We start from the raw sequence: 19,573 nt of genomic DNA, 5'->3' as shown, positions 1-19,573 counted from the left end.
ATAGGCGCGGCGGAGAGAGCAGCGCCCGTCCGCGCCAGTGGCCGTCGTGTGCCACCGCACCGGGATTTCCGGGAGTACACCGGTCGTGCCCCGGACGGCCCGGGGTTCGCAACTCATCCTTCAGGAGCCCGCCTTGGCCCCGCATCGCACGAATCGATCACGCAGTGGATTCGGTATCGCGCTCTCCGCGGCCGTCGTCGCGACTGCCGCCACCGTCACGGTGACCCTCAGCACCGCGCAAGCCTCCGAGGCATCCGGTCGGGTCCATGCCGCCGCGGATCCGATACCCGGCAGCTACCTGGTCACCCTCAAGGACTCCGTCGCCACGGCAGGCACCGGTGCGACCGCCGCCGAGTCCCACGCGGCAGTCGCCTCCGCGGCGGGACGGATCGTCCGTGCGCACGGTGGCACCCTGCGCGGCGTCTTCAGCACGGTCGTCCACGGCTACCTGGCACACATGACAGCGTCCCAGGCGCAGCAGGTCGCCGCCGACCCCGCTGTCGCGTACGTCGAGCAGGACGGCGCGCAGCACGCCTCATTCACCCAGTCCAACCCGCCGTCATGGGGCCTGGACCGCATCAGCCAGCGCGATCTGCCGCTGGACAAGAACTACACCTACCCCAGCACCGCCGGTAACGTCACCGTCTATCTGGTCGACAGCGGCCTGCGCACCACGCACACCCAGTTCGGCGGGCGCGCCTCGATCGGAGTGGACGAGGTCGGTGACGGCCGCAAAGGGGCCGACTGTCTGGGCCACGGCACCCACGTGGCCGGCATCATCGGTGCGAAGGACTATGGCGTGGCCAAGGCCGTCAGACTGGTGGCCGTGCGCGTCACCGACTGCAACGACAGCGCCGCCACCTCGGCGATCGTCAACGCGGCCGACTGGATCACGGCGCACGCCGTCAAGCCCGCCGTGGTCAACATGAGCATCAACGGCGGTGTCAGCACCACCGAGGACAACGCCATCAAGAAGTCCATCGCCTCCGGGATCACCTGGGTGGTCTCCTCGGGCAACGGCAGCACGGACGCGTGCGGCAATTCGCCGGGCGACATCGGCGCGGCCATAGTGGTCAACAACTCCACCATCAAGGACGTCCGCCGTTCGGACTCCGACTACGGCCCCTGCACCGACCTGTTCGCCCCCGGGACGGGTATCACCTCGGCCTGGAACACCGGCGACACCGCCACCCACGTGCTGACCGGTACCTCCATGGCCGCGCCCCACGTCACCGGAGCCGCAGCCCTCTACTTGTCGGCGCACCCCGAGGCCACCCCAGCAGACGTGCAGAGCGCCCTGATCGACACCGCCACCACCGGGAAGATCAGCCAGGCCGGAAAGGACACCCCCAACCGGCTGCTCTTCACGGGTGACCTGGGGTGATCCGGCCCTCGCACCGCCGTCCTGCCGAGACCATGTCCCGCGGCCGGCCGGCAGGCCGTCCCCCGCGGCGGGCGTCCGCCCGGGGCACACACCGCGGTGGTCGGCGCGCATCGGAGCCACGCCCGCAAAGCCGGTGGGGCCGGGACAACCACGCGGAACGCCGGCGGAGCGGTTGCGCAGATGAGCCGGTGACGGTGACGGAGGCGGCCGGGCGCGGCGCGCAGGCATGGCGTTGGTGGGCAGGACCTCGCAGAACTCCACCAGGCGCGGGTACTTGTAGCTCGCCATCGACTCCCGGCACCAGGCGACGAGTTCCTCCTCGGCAATCTCCACCCCCGGTGCACGCACCACACACGCCTTGATCTCCTCGCCGTGGCTGTCGTGGGGCACACCGATCACGGCCGCCGTGCTCACGGCCGGATGGGTCAGCAGTACCTCCTCGATCTCCCGTGGGTACACGTTGAAGCCGCCGCGGATGATCAGGTCCTTGGCCCGGTCGACGATGTAGTACCAGCCGTCGCTGTCCCGGCGGGCCAGGTCGCCGGTGCGGAACCAGCCGTCCCGCAGGACCTCGGCGGTGGCCTTCGGCCGGTTGAGGTAGCCCTTCATCACGTTGTGCCCGCGGACGACGATCTCGCCGACCGCGTCGGGCCCCTCGACCGGGAACCCGTTCTCGTCGATCAGGTCCACCTCCACGCCCCAGACCGGACGCCCGACGGAACCCGGGCGTGCCTTCTCACCGCGCGGTGAGAAGGTGGCCACCGGGCTGGTCTCCGAGGGGCCGTAACCCTCCAGGACGGTGATGCCGAACCGCTCGTCGAAACGACGGTGGATCTCGACCGGCAGTGCAGCGCCCGCCGAGACGGCCAGGCGCAGGCTCTCAGCGATCCGGGGAAGGCCCTCGCCGGGCGCCTCCTCCCTGAGCAGGGACCAGTACATGGTGGGAACGCCGGCGAAGATCGTGACCGAGTGACGCTCCATCAGGGTGAGGGCCGAGCACGCCTCGAAGCGCGGGAGCAGCACCAGTGTCGCCCGCGCCGCGAGGCCGGCGTTCATCTGGACGCTCTGCCCGAAGGAGTGGAACAGCGGCAGGGTGATCAGATGCACGTCGTGCTCGGCCCCACCGAACAGCTGCCGGGAGGTCAGGGCGTTGAGCGTCATGTTGGCATGCGTGAGTTCTGCGCCCTTGGGCAGACCGGTGGTACCGGAGGTGTAGAGGATGACCGCGGTGTCGCCCGCCTCGGTGACGACCGTCTCGAAGTCCGCGCTCTGCCCTGCCAGTGCCGCGGTCAGGGTCTCGGCTCCGGTGAGCGGGGAGTCGGTGGTGGGCGCGGTGGTCAGCAGGAAGAAGTGCTCGCAGCCGTCGCTGGTCCCGAACCCGTTCCATCCCTCCTGCCCCATCGGCAGTTCGGGGGTGTCCTCGAAGCAGAAGTAGGCCTTGGCCCCCGAGTCGGCAAGGTGGTAGGCGATCTCGCGGCTCTTGAGCAGGACGTTGAGCGGGACGGCGACGGCCCCGGCCTTGAGGATGCCGTAGTAGACGATGGGGAACCAGGGCAGGTTCGGGCAGGACAGCGCGACCTTGTCGCCGGGCTGGACGCCCCGCGCGTGCAGCAGGCCGGCCACGCGGCGTGCGGCCCTGTCCAGCTCGGCGTAGGTCAGCCGCTGGTCGCCGAGGACGACGGCGGTGCGGTCGGGCACGGCGCGGGCACTGCTTTCGAGCATGACGGCGAGGTTCAGCACGGGGGTCTCCCTGAGGGCGTGCGGACGGTCGGGGCGGCACCTGCCCGGTCCGGTTCCGGTGGGTCAGCCGCGCAGTGCGGACGCGAAGAGGCCCGGCAGTTTCGGCGCGCTCGGCGCGGCGGTGAAGCGGGTGAGGAGTTTCACGGTGGTCAGCGCCGTGCGGTTGGTGACGAAGTACGGTGGTCGGGGGGACAGCGACGGCTCCCCGGTGACCAGGCTGCGCGGCGCCGGGGCGAAGGGAGCGCGCAGCACGGTCTTCTCGACGTCCTCGAGCATGAACGCGTTGTGGACGAAACCGATGCCGCTGCCGATGGCCTGGCGTGTGTTGCCCGGGTAGGCGCCCCAGGGGGTGTAGCCGAGCAGGAAACCGACCCCTGACCAGCAGTTGACGCCCAGCGTGCCGTAGCGCAGAGCGGCGACCGCCGTCCTGAGGGCCGCATGTTCGGTGCGCGCGGCCTTGGGGTGGACGATCAGCGTGGCGCCGAGGCTGCCGGGGAGGACGTCATTGGCGAAGTCGATGGCGTGGTGGAGGAATTCGGCGGTGGTCTTCCCTGCGAGCCGTACGACGCCCAGGGCGCTGCCGAAGACTTCACTGGTGATCAGGACGTCGTCATGGTCGGCGATGTCGGGTACGAGGAGCCGGCAGCCGTCGCCGTAGGTCTCCACCGTCGGGTGGGCCGCGCGGACGGCGGCGAGGCGCTGTCCGGCGCCGGGATAGTAGTCGGTGCGCGGCGGCAGTTCCTGCAGCACTCGCCGGATCTCGGTCAGCAGCCGCTCCGTGCCGTCCCAGTCGCGGGGTACGACCAGCACCTGACTGGCGATGCAGTTGTGCCCGGAGTTGTTCATCTTGCTGCTGACGATGTGCTCGGCCTGAAACCGGAAGTCGGCGTCGCTCCAGGGCCCGGGCGTCACGATGCACGGGCTGACACCGCCCAGTTCGCTGCTGAAGGGCTTCCCGACCAGGGGCCGGTCCTCGCGGCGACGTGCAACGGCGTCCTCGCCGGTGCCCCAGACGATGGCGTCGTGGGTGCGGTCGCTGCCGGTGACGTGGATGCTGTCGACGCCTTCGTGACGGGTGAGGTGACTGCCCTCGGCCGCACCGCCGTCGACGAAGCGGACCCAGTCGCGCGCGACGAACTCGGCGAAGACGTGCTCGAAGTGCGGACGCAGATAGGCGTTGACGGGGTTCATCTTCGCGACGACGACCTCGCCCTCGGCGTAGAGCTTGTGCAGGATGTCGAGCGCCGTGATGGCGGCGACGTTGCCCGCGCCGAGCACCAGCGCCACACCCGGGCGTCCGGGCCGCCCCCGGTACTCCCCCGCCACACGCTCGCGTACCTGCTCGGCGGTGGTGCCGGGGCGCGTCCACACCTGGGCACCGAAGCCGTTGAGGAGCAGCCTGTCCCATCCGGTGGCGGGAAAGACGTCGACCAGCGTGCGGCCGTCCCGCTCGCGCACGGCCCCGGTGGGCAGGGGGTCGCGGCCGGCGGCGATGCGCCGCAGGACGTGCAGACAGGCCGCGGTGTTCTGCACCAGGGCCCATGGCCCGCCCATCCAGTCCTCGGCGGCATACGGGGAGTCGGGGGCGTATCCCCTGGCGCTCGCGCCGGCCGCGGCCATGTCGGCGGAGACGGCGACCACACGCGGCAGCAGCCGCTCCAGCAGGGCGATGCGCTGGCAAAGCGGGGTGGCGGACCAGGACCCGGCACCGCGGCGCAGTGCCGCGACGGCTCGGTCCAGGGCGGATGTGTCGAGGGCGCTGGCGGTCACGTCACTCCTTGCGGAAGTCGGGTGGACGGCAGGGGGACGACCCATGCCTGGTGCGAGGGGTCGCGCTCCGTTCGAGGGCGCGAGGACGGCCGGGACCCGCGGGTCGTGCGACGGGCGCATCCCGTCGAGGGTTCTCGGGACGGCCGGGCGTCACCTGGGCAGCAGGCGCGCGTCACGGTCCGGGTCGATCAGCGTGACCGCGGCGGTCCCGCCCAGCAGGAGCAGGGCACCGGTGATCAGGACGGCGTACTGGTAGCCGTCCGCTCCGTGAGTGTCCACGAGGTGCCCGATCAGCGTCGGTGCGATCAGGCCGGCGGTGGTCACCACGGCGTTCATGATGCCCAGGGCTCCGCCACGGCGATCGGCGGGCGTCAGCTGGGCGACGGTGGTCACGGCGATGCTGGTCATCGCTCCGGCCGCCCCGAACCCGACGGCCAGGAGCACGACGGTCGCGGCACCGGCCGGCGCGGACGGCAGTGCAAGGCAGGCCGCGGCGCTCATGAGCAGGAGGGCGCCGCCGACCCGGCCGCGGGCCCACCGGCTCGCGGTCCCGCGGCGCAGCAGCCATCCGGTCAGGACGGCCTGGCCGAGCACGACGACGGCGTTCAGGCCGTAGACCAGCATCAGCACCCGGGCGGAGGCGGCTGTCGAGTATCCCAGGCCCTCACGCAGGTAGGAGGGGAGCCAGACCAGTGCGAACGCGGTGATCCAGTATGCGCCGAAGTAGGCGGTCGAGGCTCCGATCCAGGTCCTGGTCGTCAGAATCCGCCGGTACGGCGTCCTGGGCACCGTCGCCCCGGTCCCGTCGGCGGTGGGGGCGCCCGCCCGGGCGGAGGAGGCGTCGTCCTGGGCCCTCGCGTAGCGGCCCTCCCCGCCGAGACGGACCCACAGCAGCGCCCAGACCAGGCCCGCGACCGCCACCACGGCAAAGGCCGAACGCCAGCCGTGGTGGTCCATCACCCAGGTGAGGCCGGGGTGCCGCCAGGAGCACGCCCAGCGACGTCCCCAGGACGACCAGCGCACCCGGCAGATTGCGGCTGCGGTCGGGGAACCAGGACATGGCGGTCTGCTGTGCCACGGGGAAGGCGGGCCCCTCGGCCGCGCCGAGCAGCACACGCGAGGCGACGAGCAGGGCGAGCCCTCCTCCCAGGGCCAGGGGGGTCTGGGCGATCGACCACAGCACGGCCATCACCAGCAGCAGCCACTTCGGCCGTATGCGGTCGGCGAGCAGCCCCACCGCGGCGCCACAGACCGAGAACAGCAGGAAGAAGGCGCTGTTGACGAGTCCGAAGGTGGACGCGGACAGGCCGAGGTCCGTGCGAATCGGCTCGGCCGCCAGACCCAGCACGGACTTGTCCGCGAAGTTGACCATCATGAAGACGACGAGGAGTGCGGTGACGGTCCAGGCGCGGCGCCGTGGATCACTCATGGTTCTCGCGGGGCGGGCTGGCACAGCGGGTACGACGTCGGTGTCGGTCACAGGGACTCCGCGGAAGACGGACGGGCAAGGGGTGCGAAAACAGGCAGGGGGGTGCCAGAAGGGGCCGGGCTCGCGCCCGGCCCTCGCAGGCGTGGCGGTGCGGTTCAGGAGAGCGGTACGCCGGTGATCGCGATGCGCTCCATGACCCGGCGCTGCGGGTAGTAGTCGTTGATCGCGTAGTGCTGGGTGGCGATGTTGTCCCAGATCGCGACGGAGCCCGGCTGCCAGCGGAAACGCACCTGGTACTCGGGGATGCGCGCCTGCAGGACGAGCTCGTGGAGCAGCTCCCGGCTCTCCTCGTCGGACAGCCCGGCGATCCGGATGGTGAAGGGCTCGTTGACGTAGAGCAGCTTGCGGCCGGTGCGCGGGTGGCGGACCACCACCGGGTGCTCGACGGGCGGCAGCGTCTGCCGGTGAGTGGCGATCTGGTCGGCCGTCATCGTCGCGCCCCAGCTGTGCACCCAGTCGTGCTCGGCGGTCAGTCCGTCGATGCGCTCGCGCATCTCGGCGGGCAGGTTGTCGTAGGCGGCTGCCATGTCGGCCCACATGGTGTCGCCGCCGGCGGGCGGGATGTCGACGGCACGCAGAACCGAGCCGAGGGCGGGTGCGGCCATGAAGGAGTGGTCGCTGTGCCAGATGTTCTTGTTGCCCGCCGCGTTGGCGTCCTTGGCCAGCCGGGAGACCCCGACGGTCCCGGTCTTCGGGAAGAACGGGTTCGGCTCCGGCTCGCCCCACACGCGGGCGAGCGCGAGCTGGGATCGAGCGTCGAACGTGTGCTGGTCCCGGAAGAAGATCACCTTCCACTCCAGCAGGGCCCGCTTCAGCTCCTCGGCGAGTTCCTCGTCGACCGGCGCGGAGAGGTCGACGCCGTCGATCTCCGCGCCGATGTGCGGGGTGATCGGGTGGATGCCCAGCCGGCGGTAGTCCGACGGCGGCAGACCCGGCGCGGTGCGCTCGAGCACGCGCTTGCCGAAGTGCACCAGGGGCTTGCCGAGAACGGGAGATGAGGCGGTGGCGACGCTGTCCATGGACCCTCCGGAACGACGGGTTAATTTCGTTCCTGGAAGTATCGTTATTAGGGCCGACCGTGGCAAGGGTCTGCGGCAATCGATGTTCGAGCAGGTCCGTGGGGCAGCCGGCCCGGCCGGGAAGCCGGGCCGGCGTCCGAACCGGGCCGTGCGGCAGTGGCCGGGCCCATCGATGGCGGCCGGCACGGGAGCAGGCCCGCAGCGCGTACACCGCGGTGGGGAGGAGCCGAGCCGGTGCCCGGGCCGTTCCATGGCACGGCAGCCGTCGGCGTCCGCGCGGGCCCGCGCCCGAACGGGCCCGCCGGGCGGCAGCCGAGGTCAGGGGGTCGAGGCCACGGCGCGGGCGACGAGGTCCACCAGGGTGTCCACGAGCCGGGCGTCGGGCAGTTCCCGCTCGCCGACCAGCCGGAAGAGCAGCGGCGCGGCCACCAGGGTGGCCGCGGCCCGTACGTCGATGTCCGGACGCACATCGCCTCGGGCGATACCGCGCTCGAGGATACGCCGGGTCTCGCTCGTGATCCGCTCGGTGTACCGGGCGTACTGGCCGTGGTCGGCGCCCGCCTCAGCCGCCGTACCGATCAGCCCCGCCAGCAGCCGGTCCGACCCGGGCATCCGGTACGCCTCCAGCCGGGCCATCAGCACAACCCGCAGCTCGGCCCGGAAGTCACCCAGATCGGGCACCGACAGAACGCCGATACGGCTCTTGGCGGCGGCGATGACCAGTTCCTGCTTGGTGGGCCAGCGCCGGTAGATGGCAGGCTTGCTCACACCGGCCCGGGCCGCGACGGCATCCATGGTGACCGCCCCCATGCCCTGCTCCGTGACCAGTTCCACGACCGCATTCAGGACCGCCCCGGTGACCCGCTCCTCCCGCGGCCGACCCGGTCCCCGTTCCGCCCCACGTGTCTGTGCACCCGCCATGCACCAGAGCCTACGGGCCGACACGGGACCGCACCGACCAGGGGTGCACCACCTCCTCGCCGGCTGCTACGGCGATCGCGTCACAGCCTGCCACCGTCGAGCTCGCGGCGGGCGCCTCCGGGGCCCTTGGCGGCCAGGCCTCGCCGACCGCCCGAAGCCTACGCCCGCCGCCGGCGGTTCGCCGGCATCCGGGTGACAGCCGAACCGTCGGGCCACCTGCCGGTCACTGGCTGCGTCAGATTCGGCCATGAGCCTTCTGCGCGCGTCGTGACAGTGAGTCGACGACCACGGCGAGAAGCAGAACCCCGCCAGTGATCATGAACTCGGCGGCGGTCTGGATGCCCAGCAACGCCACACCGGAGGCGATGGACTGAATGACGAGCGCGCCGAGAAGTGCCGACCACGTACTGCCCCGCCCGCCGAAGAGACTGGTGCCGCCGATGACGGCTGCGGCGATGGCGTTGATCAGCAGGTTGCCCGAGCCGGAGGTCTGGCTGGCCGAGGCCACGCGGGAGGCGAAGAACAGGCCTCCGACGGCAGCCATCGTGCCGGAAATCATGAAGACGGAGATCCGTACCCAGGTGACGTTCAGACCGGCCTTGCGGGCGGCCTCGACTCCTCCGCCGACTGCGTAGATGCCGCGTCCGTACAGGGTGCGGCGCAGGACGGACTGGAGGCCGACGACGACCACGAGGAAGATGAGCAGGGCCAGCGGCAGTCCCTGGAACCGGTTGAGCACGTAGGCCGCGGCGACGGCGACGACGGCGAGCATGGCAGTGTGCAGGACGATCTCGCCCAGTGGCCGCGAGCGCAGACCCATGCCCCGGCGACGCCTGGAATCGTGGTAGGAGACGAGGAAATAGGCGCCCGTGCCAACGGCGGCGAGGGCGTAGGCGACGGCCACGTTGTCGAAGTAGAAGCTCGTCAGCGCGGCCACCAGGCCCTCGTCATTGAGGTTGATGGTGCCGGTCGAGCCCAGGATGTAGAGCATGAGGCCGTTCCAGCCCAGCAGCCCGGCGAGTGTGACGACGAAGCTGGGGACGCCCACCCTGGCGAAGAAGAACCCCTGAACGGCTCCCGCCGCCGTGCCGACGAGTATCGCGATGAGGGCGGCGGTTCCTTCGCCGATGCCGTGGTTGACGTTCAGCACGGCGAAGGCCGCGGCTGCCAGACCGCTCACCGAGCCGACCGACAGGTCGATCTCTCCCAGCAGCAGTACGAAGACGATACCGACCGCAATCATGCCCGTGCCCACCATGTCCACGCTGATGTTGGACAGGTTCCGAGCCGACAGGAACTGCGAGTTGAGTGCCTGGAAGACGATCCAGATGGCCGCCAGGCCCAGGAAGACCGGTACAGAACCGAGTTCGCCCGCGTTCAGTCTGTGCCGGGAGGTCGCGATGTACCTCTCGATGGCTGCGCGTCTCCCGGTGGCGCCCCGCGCTCCCTTCGGAGGGGGTCTCCCTCCTGGTTCGGCCGGGGCGGGTTTCCGCGGTCGATGCATCACCTCACAACTCCCAATCCGTCTCGTCCTGCTCGCGGTGCTTGAAGTCGCTGTGCGTGGCCCCCGTGATCGAGGAGACGATCTGTTCCTGAGATGTGGTGTTCACGTCGAAGAACCCGTTGTTGCGGCCGAGCCTGAGGACGGCGACCCAGTCGGCGACTGCCTTGACGATGCCCATGTTGTGGCTGATGAGGAGGACACCCAGGCCGCGATCGCGCATGTCGTCGATGCACCCGAGAACCTGCTCGGTCTGCTCGATTCCCAGGGCCGCGGTGGGCTCGTCCAGCAGGATCAGTTTCGGTTCGCCCAGCAGCGAGCGCGAGATCGCCACGGTCTGCCGTTGCCCACCGGACAGGGACGCAACCGGCAGCCGGAGGTCGGGTACGCGCGCGTTGAGCGTCCGCAGCAGGTCCAGCGTGCGGTTTTCCATGGCCGCTTCGTCGAGAAGGCCGTATCTGTTGATCTCGCGGCCGAGGAAGACGTTGTCGACGACGTCGAGGTTCTCGCACAGCGCGAGGTCCTGGTAGACGGCCGCAATCCCGAGTGCCCGGGCGTCGTGCGGATGCGTGATCCGCACCGGGCACCCTTCCCACTCGATCACGCCGGCGTCGGGGGGCCCGACACCGGAGATGACATTCACCAGGGTGGACTTGCCGGCACCGTTGTCCCCGACCAACGCGATGATCTGACCGGCGCGGATTTCCAGATCGATGTCGATGAGCGCCTTGACCGCGCCGAACCGTTTCGAGATGCCGCGCAGTGCCAGGAGGGGCGGAGTCGAGCCACTCGTCATGTGCTCCTCCTCATGGCCCGAGCGGTGTGGCAAGCGGTACCGCCCTGGCTTGAACGTGGGGCGCCGACGTGCGACGGCGGTGGAAACCTGCCGTCAGTGCCCACTGGTGAGGCCGTGCTTCTCACAAGCGGAGGCGTACCTGCCCGAACAGATCTGGTCGATCGTGTAAAGCCCGTCGTGGACCACCGTCTCCTTGACGTTGTCCGCCGTCACCGACCGCGGAGTCAGCAGGACCGTGGGGATGCCCGTCTTGGTGGCGTTGGCAACCCGCTTCGTTCCGATGCCGGCAACGCTCTCGCCGCGCGCCAACCTGACGGCCATGGCTGCGGCGGCGTCGGCCTCGAGGCGGAAGGGTTTGTACACCGTCATGTACTGCTCTCCCTGTACGATCCGCTGGATGCCCGCGAGGTCGGCGTCCTGGCCGGTGACGGGTGGCAGGGGAGCCACCTTGGCGGCCCTGAGGGCCGCTATCACGCCGCCGGCAAGGCCGTCATTGGCCGCCAGTACGCCGTCGATCCTGTCTGCGCCCAGAGCGGCGATGGCCGCGGACATGTTGAGGTTGGCGTTCTCCGGACGCCAGCCCAGGGTCTCGTAGGCCTTACCGATCTTCACCTTCCCCCGGAGGGCGGAGAGCGCGCCATCCCTGAACCATGCGGAATTGGGGTCGGTCCCTGCGCCGTTCATCATGACGATCTGCGCGCCGTGGGCCTTGTCACCGAGGGCCTTCAGCAGTCCCTCCCCCTGAAGCCGCCCCACCTGCCCGCCGTCGAAGGTGACATATCCCGAGATGGGCCCGTCAGCGAGGCGGTCGTACGCCACGACCGGAATACCCGCACTCGCTGCCGCATGCACCGAGGAGCGCAGTGCCTTGCCGTCCACGGCGTCGAGGATGAGGACATCGACCCCTTGGGTGATCATGGTGTCCACCTGCTGTTGCTGGATGCCCACGTCATGTCGGCTGCTGGCGGACCTCACCACGCAGTGGCCACACAGCTCCTTGATCCTCTTTTCGATCAGCGGTCTGTCGAACTTCTCGAAGCGGGGCGTCTGGTTGTCGGGAAGCAGCACTCCGATCGTGCCGCGGCCCTGTGCGGCCGAGCCGCCGGCCTGCCCGCACGCGCCGGCGCCGACGCCGAGGGCCAGCGCGCAGGCGGTGAGCACGATCGCCCGAAGCCGTGATCCCGGTGGAGGCCGCCTGCGGATTCCCGGCGAGTGGCTGCAGGAATGGTCCGCCCGCCGGGAAGGGGCCGTGGCCCGCATTCGAGGAGGACCGCCCCGGTGCGCGTCAGGGTGAATCCGAGTGGGGTAGTGACTCATCACCCGTCGTTCCTTGCTGAATGACCGGTCGCCCGGTCCTCGACGGGAGCACTGCCGGAAGGCTCCGTGACGTCGGCCTGTCCACGGACCCCCGGTTCACACCGGTTCCCGGTCCGGGTATGGACGGCGGGCCGATCCGTCGGCGTCCTGCCAGAACCCTCGCCGGCGCCGTTCGGCCGAGCCGTGGCGCTCACGAACCCCAGCATCGCACAGGACGGGCACACTCGCTTCGTCGAGTGCGCCCGGGCGGTGCGCACTCGGGGTGCGTGGATCCCGGCGCGCGCTCTCGCCCGTGGGCCCATGACATCGGTCCGGCCAGGTCCGGTTCGCGCCGCGCAGGGCCCGCAACCGTCTTCTGTCCGTGATGACGGCCTGGAGGACCGGTGAGTCCGTGGCATCACTCGGGGGCGAAGGAGAAGCTGCGCCACAGGCCGGTGGACCTGACGGCGTGGTCCGACGCCTGCATGTTCAGGTAGACGGACTGCCCACCCGGCGGCACGCTGCAGTCGGGCGTCGTGTACATCATCAAGCTGCTCTGCGTGAAATTCTCGACGTGGGTCACGCCCTCGGGGAAACGGTGACACCCGTGGATCGACGTGTTCGAAATGGTCTCCACGATCCTGGCATCGTTTCGCGCCACGATCTGGCCGGACGCCTGGTCCTGGCAGGCGGTGAGCGCGATGCCGAGCACCGTGATGCCGGTGAGCGCGGCCAGCGACCGTGACGAGGGCATCGAGCCTCCTGTACCGGGACGGGGGATCGCCAGGGACGTCGCCCCGCCACCACTATCCGCCAGAACCGTCGGACCCGCCTGGCGGGTCGGCGGTCACAGGCACACGCACGCAGCCGAGCGCCCGGGTGACGGCTCCCGGCTGGGCGGGAACCAGGCGCCGCACGGCGATCGGCCCGTCCGACGTCCGCATCGGTGGCGTCCCGCGGTCAGTCCTCCCGCGCTGCCCGGCCCGCCGGATCGACCGGGGACGGTGTCACCACGTTGGCCAGGGGCACACCAGCCGCGTACCGGGCCAGCTGGGCGCGGACCAGCGCCAGGGCGCGGGGGCGGAAGGCAGAGGTGGTGGCGGCCGCATGGGGGCTGATCAGTGTGCCGGGCGCCGTCCACAGCGGGTGCCCGGGCGGCAGCGGCTCGGGGTCGGTCACATCGAGTGCCGCGCACAACCGCCCCGTCCGCACCTCGTCGACCAGTGCGCTGGTGTCCACCACGGGGCCGCGTCCGACGTTGACCAGCAGGGCACCGTCCTTCATCCGGTCCAGGAACCGCGCGTCGACCAAGCCCCGGGTGGCACCGGTGAGCGGGACGGTCAGCACCACGACGTCGGCCTGCGGCAGCAGGGACGGCAGCTCGCTCATGGCATGCACAGGCCCTCGCGACGTCTGTCGCTCGCTACGGGCCACACGCAGCACGCTGCACTCGAAGGGCGTCATCCGGGCCTCGACGGCGGCGCCGATGGCCCCGTAGCCGATCAGCAGGACCGTTCGGTCGGCCAGTGCGGGCCGGAAACCGGCGGACCATCGCTGTGCCTCCTGGGCTCGGACGAAGTCCGGGATGCCCCTGAGCGAGGCCAGTGTCAGCGCCACCGCGTGTTCGGCGGTGCTCGCCGAGTGGACGCCTCGGGCGTTGCAGAGCGTGACGTGCGCGGGCAGATGCGGCAGTACGTCGTCCACGCCCGCGCTCAGGGACTGCACCACACGCAGGCTGGGCAGTGCCGCCAGCAGGGGCAGCGCCGCGGTGGTGAAGGTGTAGGGGATGACGAAGAACTCGACCGCCTCCACGCTTTGGCCGGTGGGGGGCTGTTCGGTGCCGTCCCAGACCATCGCGTGCCACCCCGAGGGCAGACCGTCGAGGTCGGCCGGCGTGAACGGCATCAGGACCCTGACCCTGTCGGACGTCTCGACGGAAGTCATCGGCTGGACTCCTGGCCTGACGATCGGGTGCGGCGGGGGCGCGGAGCCGGCAGGCCGCCTGACGCGAACGGTTCGCACACGCGGCGCGTTCCGGAATGCCGGGCGATAGTGAACGTGTACCAGTGTTCCACCGCAACCTCAGGGAGGCCCGTTGGCCGAAGTGGTCGACGGTTCGCGCGTGGTGATCGTGATGGGCGTGTCCGGGTCCGGCAAGTCCACCGTCGGCACCCGGCTCGCGAACCAACTCGGTGTGCCGTTCCTGGAGGGCGATGACCTCCACCCCGCGTCGAACCGCGCCAAGATGGCGTCCGGACAACCGCTCGACGACACCGACCGGCGGCCTTGGCTGGCGGCGCTCACGGAGTGGGTCCGAACCACTGCGTCGAGTGGACACGGGGGTGTTGCCTCGTGTTCCGCGCTCAAGCGCGCGTACCGCGACCAGTTCCGGCGTACGGGAGCGGACGTGTGGTTCGTGTACCTGGCTCTTGAGCGTGAGGTGGCCGCAGAACGCATGGCACGCCGGAAGGGGCACTTCATGCCGGCGAAGCTGCTCGACTCCCAGTACGACACGCTGGATCCGCTGCACCCCGACGAGCCGGGCGTCACCATCGACGCATCCGGCAGCCCGGCGCAGGTCGTGGGTGCGGCGCTGCGGGCCGTGTCCGAGCCGGGCCGGTAGCGGCCCCCTGACCGAATCGAACGGCCGGGGCCCGGCGCCGCCCCGCAGCGGACCAAGGGTTTCGTGTTCCGTCTCACCCGAGGATCTTGTGCGGACAGTGACCGCGCCGACTCCCGCCCACAGGAGGTCCGGATGGATCTGATCCATTTCCGAATGGTCATGCCGCCCGCACTCACCCAGTCGGCCGTCGACCTGCTCGCCTCGCACGATCGTGTTCTGAACCTCGTGGTCGTGAAGGCGGCACACGTTCCGGGCGGTGACGCGCTCGAGTGCGACGTGGTGAAGGGCGCCGCGAACGGCGTGCTGGGCGACCTGCGCAAGCTGGGAGTCGACCGTACGGGGTCGATCGCGGTCGACGACGTCGACTTGATGTTCTCGCAGCACGCCGAGCAGATCGAGGCCGACCAGCCGAGCGTGCTCGTCCATGCGCCGCTGTGGGCCGCGGTCGAGGCCCACATTCGGGCGGAGGGGACCTATCCGCCGTCCTTCTATCTGTTCCTGGTCATCGCCGGGCTCATCGGGTCGGTCGGCATCATGACGAACTCGCAGATCCTGATCGTGGCGGCCATGGTGGTCGGTCCCGAGTACAACGCGATCACCAGCATCGCCCTCGGTCTCGACCGCCGTAAGCGTCGCAGGGTCCGGGAGGGGACGCGGGCGCTGACGGTGGGGTTCTTGCTGGCCATTGTGGTCACTCTGGGCTTCGCCGCGCTGACACGGAGCGCCGGCCTGCAGTCCGCGGCCTTCGATCTGGGGCTGCGGCCCGTGTCCCACCTCATCGACACGCCGGACTTCTTCTCGATCGCCGTCGCCGTCCTGGCCGGCATCGTCGGAATCGTCTCGCTCACCGAGGCCCGCGGCAGCGCCCTGCTCGGCGTCTTCATCTCCGTGACCACGATTCCCGCCGCCTCGGACATCGCCGTCTCGCTCGCCTTCGCCGACTGGCACGAAGCATGGGGCTCGCTGGTCCAACTGCTGCTCAACGTGGTCGTACTCGTGATCGTCGGGGTCGTGGCCCTGCGTCTGCAGCGACGCCTGTGGCGCCGCGCGGCCCGCCGCGCCACCGCACAGCGCTAGCTGGTGCTGCGACCGGAAAGGTCTGCCGGAAAGCTCGCGGCGTCCGGTGCGGTGCATCGCAAGGCGGAGCATCGCCCGCGTACTTGAGTACTTGATGTACTCGGGTGATGCGACGACGCGGCGAGGTGCCGTGCCTGGCGTCGCGAACCGGTGGACCTTTCCGGCCGCAGCACCAGCGCAGGAGAACGGTCACATCCGCGACCGGGGCACATCGCGCGGACCCAGGCCCGACGAGCCCGAGCAGGACCTCCGGCTTAGGCTGATGGGAGGGGGTGCATTCGGGTGAATCGCACACCGGAAGGGGCGCCCCCATGGACGACTACCCGCTGATCGAGAACCACGGTCTGCTCGGCGATCTGCAGACCGCGGCGCTGGTGACCACAGATGGGACGGTCGACTGGCTCTGCCTTCCGCGGTTCGACTCGCCCAGTGTGTTCGGCGCACTTCTGGACAAGGACAAGGGCGGGCACTGCACGGTCCGGCCGATGCACGCGATCCATGCGACCAAGCAGTTGTACTTCCCCGACACGGCGATCCTGGTGACCCGGTTCATGACCGAGGCGGGCGCCGGTGAGGTCGTCGACTTCATGCCCGTGACGGGGAGGACGGCCACGCCCAGGCACCGGCTCGTCCGCATGGTCCGCTGTGTGCGCGGCAGCATGACCTTCGAGATCGGCATCGCCCCGCGGTTCGACTACGGCCGCAAGTCCCACCGGTTGCACATCGCCGAGCAGGGAGCGGTGTTCGCCGCGGAGAACGGCGAGGAACTCACCGTGCACCCCATCCGCGAGCCGGATGACGAGCGGCTGGTGGACGTCCTCACGGACCGGGGGGACGACCTGCACCTCTCGCTGACCCTGCAGGCGGGCCAGCAGCGCGGGCTGGTCCTGGAGTCGGCCGCCGGCGGGCCGCCGAAGCAGATCCGGCTCGCCGAATACCAGGAACTCTTCGACGATACCGTCAGGTTCTGGCGCTCCTGGCTGAGCCAGTCGCAGTACTCGGGGCGCTGGCGGGAGTCGCTGGCGCGCTCCGCGATCACGCTGAAGCTCATGACCTACGCCCCGAGCGGCGCCCTGGTTGCCGCCCCGACGACGGCGCTCCCCGAGCAACTGGGCGGCGAGCGCAACTGGGACTACCGGTTCACCTGGATCCGTGACGCGTCCTTCTCGGTGTACGCCCTGCTGGGGCTGGGCTTCACCGACGAGGCCAAGGCGTTCATCGATTGGCTGGGCGACCGCGTCAGGGAACGGGCCGGCAGCGACGGGGACTCGGGCCCGCTCAACATCATGTACCGGGTCGACGGCTCCTCCGACCTGGAGGAGGAGATCCTCGAACACTGGGAGGGCTACGCGCGTTCCGCCCCGGTACGGATCGGCAACGGAGCCTCGACGCAGCTGCAGTTGGACGTCTACGGCGAAGCGATGGACAGCATCTACTTCGCGCACCGGCACGGGATACAGGTGGGGCACCAGGGCTGGACTTCGCTGCTGACGAACCTCGACTGGCTGGTCGACCACTGGGACCAGGCGGGAGAGGGCCTGTGGGAGACCCGAGGCGGCCGAAAACACTTCACCTACGGACGTGTCATGTCATGGGTGGCGTTCGACCGCGCGCTGCGGCTCGCCGAGTCCAACGGCCGGCCGGGCGCGGTCACACGCTGGAGCGGCGAACGGGACGCGATCTACGAGCAGATCATGAGCAAGGGGTGGAGCGAGGGACGTCGGGCCTTCGTCCAGCACTACGGCAGTGACGTGCTCGACTCCTCGCTGCTGCGCATGTCGACGGTCGGGTTCATCACCCCCGAGGATCCGTTGTGGACCTCGGCCCTCGACGCGATGGAGGAGGAACTGGTCAGCGACAGTCTGGTCTACCGGTACAACCCCGAAGCCTCGCCCGACGGTCTTCGTGGCTCGGAGGGAACCTTCTCGCTGTGCACGTTCATGTACGTCGACGCCCTCGCGCGTGCGGGGCGGACCGAGAGGGCAAGGCTGGTCTTCGAGAAGATGATGGGGTACGCCAACCACCTGGGCCTGTACTCGGAGGAGATCGATCCGACGGGCCGTCAGCTGGGCAATTTCCCCCAGGCGTTCACTCATCTCGCCCTCATCGACGCGGCCCTCACTCTGAACGACGCCCTCGACCGGCGGTAGTGCGGACCCGGTTCATCCGGCCGGCGGTGCGGGTCCGAGGAGGACGAGTGTGTCCCCCGGCTCCGCGGTGACCGGCAGGGCTTCGGTGACGGGTTCCAGCCGGCCGTCGTGCCGTACGACGAACAGGACGTCGTGCCCCGGTGGGAGGGGCGCCGTCGCCGGCTGTACGTGGAAGTGGGCGCCCCGCTCGTGACGGGCCGCCAGGGCATGCCGGACGAGCTGGGGGCCGAAGAGGGTGCCGCCGGCGGTGTAGGGGGCGACGACGCCCCGGCTGTCCGGTGGCGGCCCGACACGGTAGACCGGGCCCTCGACGCTGTCCTCCATGACGATCAGGGCGAGCGCGTTGAAGTCGTCGTCGTCCGTGAGCAGGAGGACCGAGGTGATCCCTTCCAGCCGGGCCTGCGGATCGGTGGCCGCGGCCATCAACTCCCCGGCGGCCAGCTCGATGCCCGCCTCCTTGATCCGGTTCCTTTCCTGTGCGGCCCCCGCCCACATCAGCACGTCGAGTCCGGCGGTGCGCAGCGCTCGGGCGAGATCGATGACCCAGGGATCACCGCCCACCAGGAGCGGACGCGCACGTGCGGGGCGCGCGACGCCCAGCCTGCCGGCGACCGGCCTCGCCGTCAGCGCATAGACCACGACCGTTCCCACGATCACCAGGAAGGTGATGGGAAGGATCTTGCCGGCGCCGCGCAGTCCCATGGCGGTGAGCGAAGCGGAGAAGGTCGTGGCGGTGGACGCGGCCACGATGCCGCGCGGGGCCATCCAGCCGATGAAGGCGCGCTCGCGGAGCGCGAGTTCCGGCCCGGTGGTGGACAGCAGGGCCACCAGGGGTCTGACCACCACGACGAGCGCGGCCACGAGCGCGAGAGTGGGCAGCAGCACCGGGACGACGGACTTCGGCGTCACCGTGGCCGAGATGGAGATGAACAGCAGGCCGATGATCAGCTGGACGAGCGTCTCGAAGAACGGCCGGCGTGCGGGCATGTCGAATCCGGGCAGGTTCGCGACGGTCAGTCCGGTGACGATCGCGGCGATGAGTCCGGTGTCGTCGAACACCATGTCGCAGCCGGCGGCCACCGCGACCACGGTGGCCAGCTGGGCGAGCGTGCCGAGCGTCTCGCCGAGGGCGAGCCGCCGGAGGGTGAACCACAGCAGTGCGGCGCCGATCGCGCCGCCGGCGAGTCCGACTGCGATGCCGGCGAAGAACGAGCCGAAGCGGAAATGGCCGCTCTGGAGTCCGCCGGAGACGATGGAGTGGAAGGCGACGGCGCCGAGGATGCCGCCGACGGGATCGATCAGGGAGCCTTCCCACACCAGGATGCGCCGCACCTTGTCCGACGGCCGAACGTGTTCCAGCAGTGGACCGACGACGGTCGGTCCGGACACCACGAGGATCACACCGATCATGCTGGCCACGGCCGACGGCACACCGAACAGGGCCGGCCCCAGGCCCATGAGGGTCCCCCATGTGAGCAGCACGCCGAGCACCATGAGCCGGACGACGACATTGCGTGTCGCCCCCTGGAGGTGGCGCAGGTGCAGTCCCAGCCCGGCGTCGTAGAGGATGAGCGCCACTGATACCGAGACCACGGGGGAGAAGGCCGGTCCCAGGAGCTTGTCTGGGTGGACGACGTCGGTCAGGGCTCCGGCGGCGAACCCGGCCGGCAGCAGCACGATCAGGGCCGGGATCCGCAGCCGGCTCGCGAGGATCTGGCACCCGACGGCGAGGGCCACGGTCAGGCCGATGCCCAGCAGGATGTCGTTCTCGCTCACCGGGCTCTCACCCTTCGGTGTGCCGGGTGCA

At 70.2% G+C, this 19,573-nt stretch carries 14 protein-coding genes and 2 pseudogenes; 4 read left to right on the top strand and 12 right to left on the bottom strand.

What is annotated here, in order from left to right; all coding sequences use genetic code 11:
• Positions 1-37 precede the first annotated feature (37 nt).
• Positions 38-1,384: a S8 family peptidase gene (locus ACH4UM_RS31370; protein ID WP_398186883.1), complete on the top strand. Its 1,347-nt coding sequence runs from the start codon at positions 38-40 to the stop codon at positions 1,382-1,384.
• Positions 1,385-1,627: 243 nt separating this feature from the next.
• Here ACH4UM_RS31370 and ACH4UM_RS31365 read toward each other — a convergent pair.
• From ACH4UM_RS31365 to ACH4UM_RS31315, 11 genes and pseudogenes are all read right to left on the bottom strand, one after another.
• Positions 1,628-3,106: pseudogene (locus ACH4UM_RS31365) on the bottom strand (long-chain fatty acid--CoA ligase); the annotation flags it as partial.
• An 81-nt stretch (positions 3,107-3,187) separates the two neighbouring features.
• Positions 3,188-4,894: an aldehyde dehydrogenase family protein gene (locus ACH4UM_RS31360; RefSeq protein ID WP_398186639.1), complete on the bottom strand. Its 1,707-nt coding sequence runs from the start codon at positions 4,892-4,894 to the stop codon at positions 3,188-3,190.
• 150 nt (positions 4,895-5,044) lie between these two features.
• Positions 5,045-5,917: an MFS transporter gene (locus ACH4UM_RS31355; protein ID WP_398186637.1), complete on the bottom strand. Its 873-nt coding sequence runs from the start codon at positions 5,915-5,917 to the stop codon at positions 5,045-5,047.
• A 10-nt stretch (positions 5,918-5,927) separates the two neighbouring features.
• Positions 5,928-6,266: pseudogene (locus tag ACH4UM_RS31350) on the bottom strand (MFS transporter); the annotation flags it as partial.
• Between the two features lie 212 nt (positions 6,267-6,478).
• Complete coding sequence (locus tag ACH4UM_RS31345; RefSeq protein WP_398186634.1) at positions 6,479-7,402, bottom strand: TauD/TfdA dioxygenase family protein; 924 nt, start codon at positions 7,400-7,402, stop codon at positions 6,479-6,481.
• A gap of 318 nt (positions 7,403-7,720) precedes the next feature.
• Positions 7,721-8,236: a TetR/AcrR family transcriptional regulator gene (locus ACH4UM_RS31340; RefSeq protein ID WP_398186631.1), complete on the bottom strand. Its 516-nt coding sequence runs from the start codon at positions 8,234-8,236 to the stop codon at positions 7,721-7,723.
• A 322-nt stretch (positions 8,237-8,558) separates the two neighbouring features.
• A complete protein-coding gene (locus ACH4UM_RS31335; RefSeq protein ID WP_398186628.1) occupies positions 8,559-9,827 on the bottom strand; it encodes a sugar ABC transporter permease in 1,269 nt (422 codons plus the stop codon).
• A 4-nt stretch (positions 9,828-9,831) separates the two neighbouring features.
• A complete protein-coding gene (locus tag ACH4UM_RS31330) occupies positions 9,832-10,620 on the bottom strand; it encodes an ATP-binding cassette domain-containing protein (protein ID WP_398186625.1) in 789 nt (262 codons plus the stop codon).
• A gap of 93 nt (positions 10,621-10,713) precedes the next feature.
• A complete protein-coding gene (locus tag ACH4UM_RS31325; protein ID WP_398186623.1) occupies positions 10,714-11,688 on the bottom strand; it encodes a sugar ABC transporter substrate-binding protein in 975 nt (324 codons plus the stop codon).
• 646 nt (positions 11,689-12,334) lie between these two features.
• Positions 12,335-12,670, bottom strand: coding sequence for a hypothetical protein (locus ACH4UM_RS31320; protein ID WP_398186620.1), 336 nt, complete (start codon positions 12,668-12,670; stop codon positions 12,335-12,337).
• 206 nt (positions 12,671-12,876) lie between these two features.
• Positions 12,877-13,860 (bottom strand): 2-hydroxyacid dehydrogenase, encoded by a 984-nt coding sequence (locus tag ACH4UM_RS31315; RefSeq protein WP_398186618.1) that lies wholly within the window; start codon positions 13,858-13,860, stop codon positions 12,877-12,879.
• Between the two features lie 151 nt (positions 13,861-14,011).
• Between ACH4UM_RS31315 and ACH4UM_RS31310 the strand changes: the two genes are divergently transcribed.
• The 3 genes from ACH4UM_RS31310 to ACH4UM_RS31300 all read left to right on the top strand — a co-directional run bounded on the left by ACH4UM_RS31310 (position 14,012) and on the right by ACH4UM_RS31300 (position 17,766).
• Positions 14,012-14,539, top strand: a complete 528-nt coding sequence (locus tag ACH4UM_RS31310; protein ID WP_398186615.1) for a gluconokinase — start codon at positions 14,012-14,014, stop codon at positions 14,537-14,539.
• Positions 14,540-14,671: 132 nt separating this feature from the next.
• Entirely contained in the window at positions 14,672-15,616 is a 945-nt protein-coding gene (locus ACH4UM_RS31305; RefSeq protein ID WP_398186612.1) for a DUF389 domain-containing protein, read from the top strand.
• Between the two features lie 311 nt (positions 15,617-15,927).
• Entirely contained in the window at positions 15,928-17,766 is a 1,839-nt protein-coding gene (locus tag ACH4UM_RS31300; RefSeq protein WP_398186610.1) for a glycoside hydrolase family 15 protein, read from the top strand.
• A gap of 12 nt (positions 17,767-17,778) precedes the next feature.
• Here ACH4UM_RS31300 and ACH4UM_RS31295 read toward each other — a convergent pair whose 3' ends face one another.
• Positions 17,779-19,542, bottom strand: a complete 1,764-nt coding sequence (locus ACH4UM_RS31295; RefSeq protein ID WP_398186607.1) for a cation:proton antiporter — start codon at positions 19,540-19,542, stop codon at positions 17,779-17,781.
• Between the last annotated feature and the right edge of the window lie 31 nt (positions 19,543-19,573).

The sequence above is a fragment of the Streptomyces sp. NPDC020801 genome (genome assembly GCF_044334385.1).
GTDB lineage: Bacteria > Actinomycetota > Actinomycetes > Streptomycetales > Streptomycetaceae > Streptomyces.
This window is presented reverse-complemented; position numbering and strand designations above follow the sequence as displayed.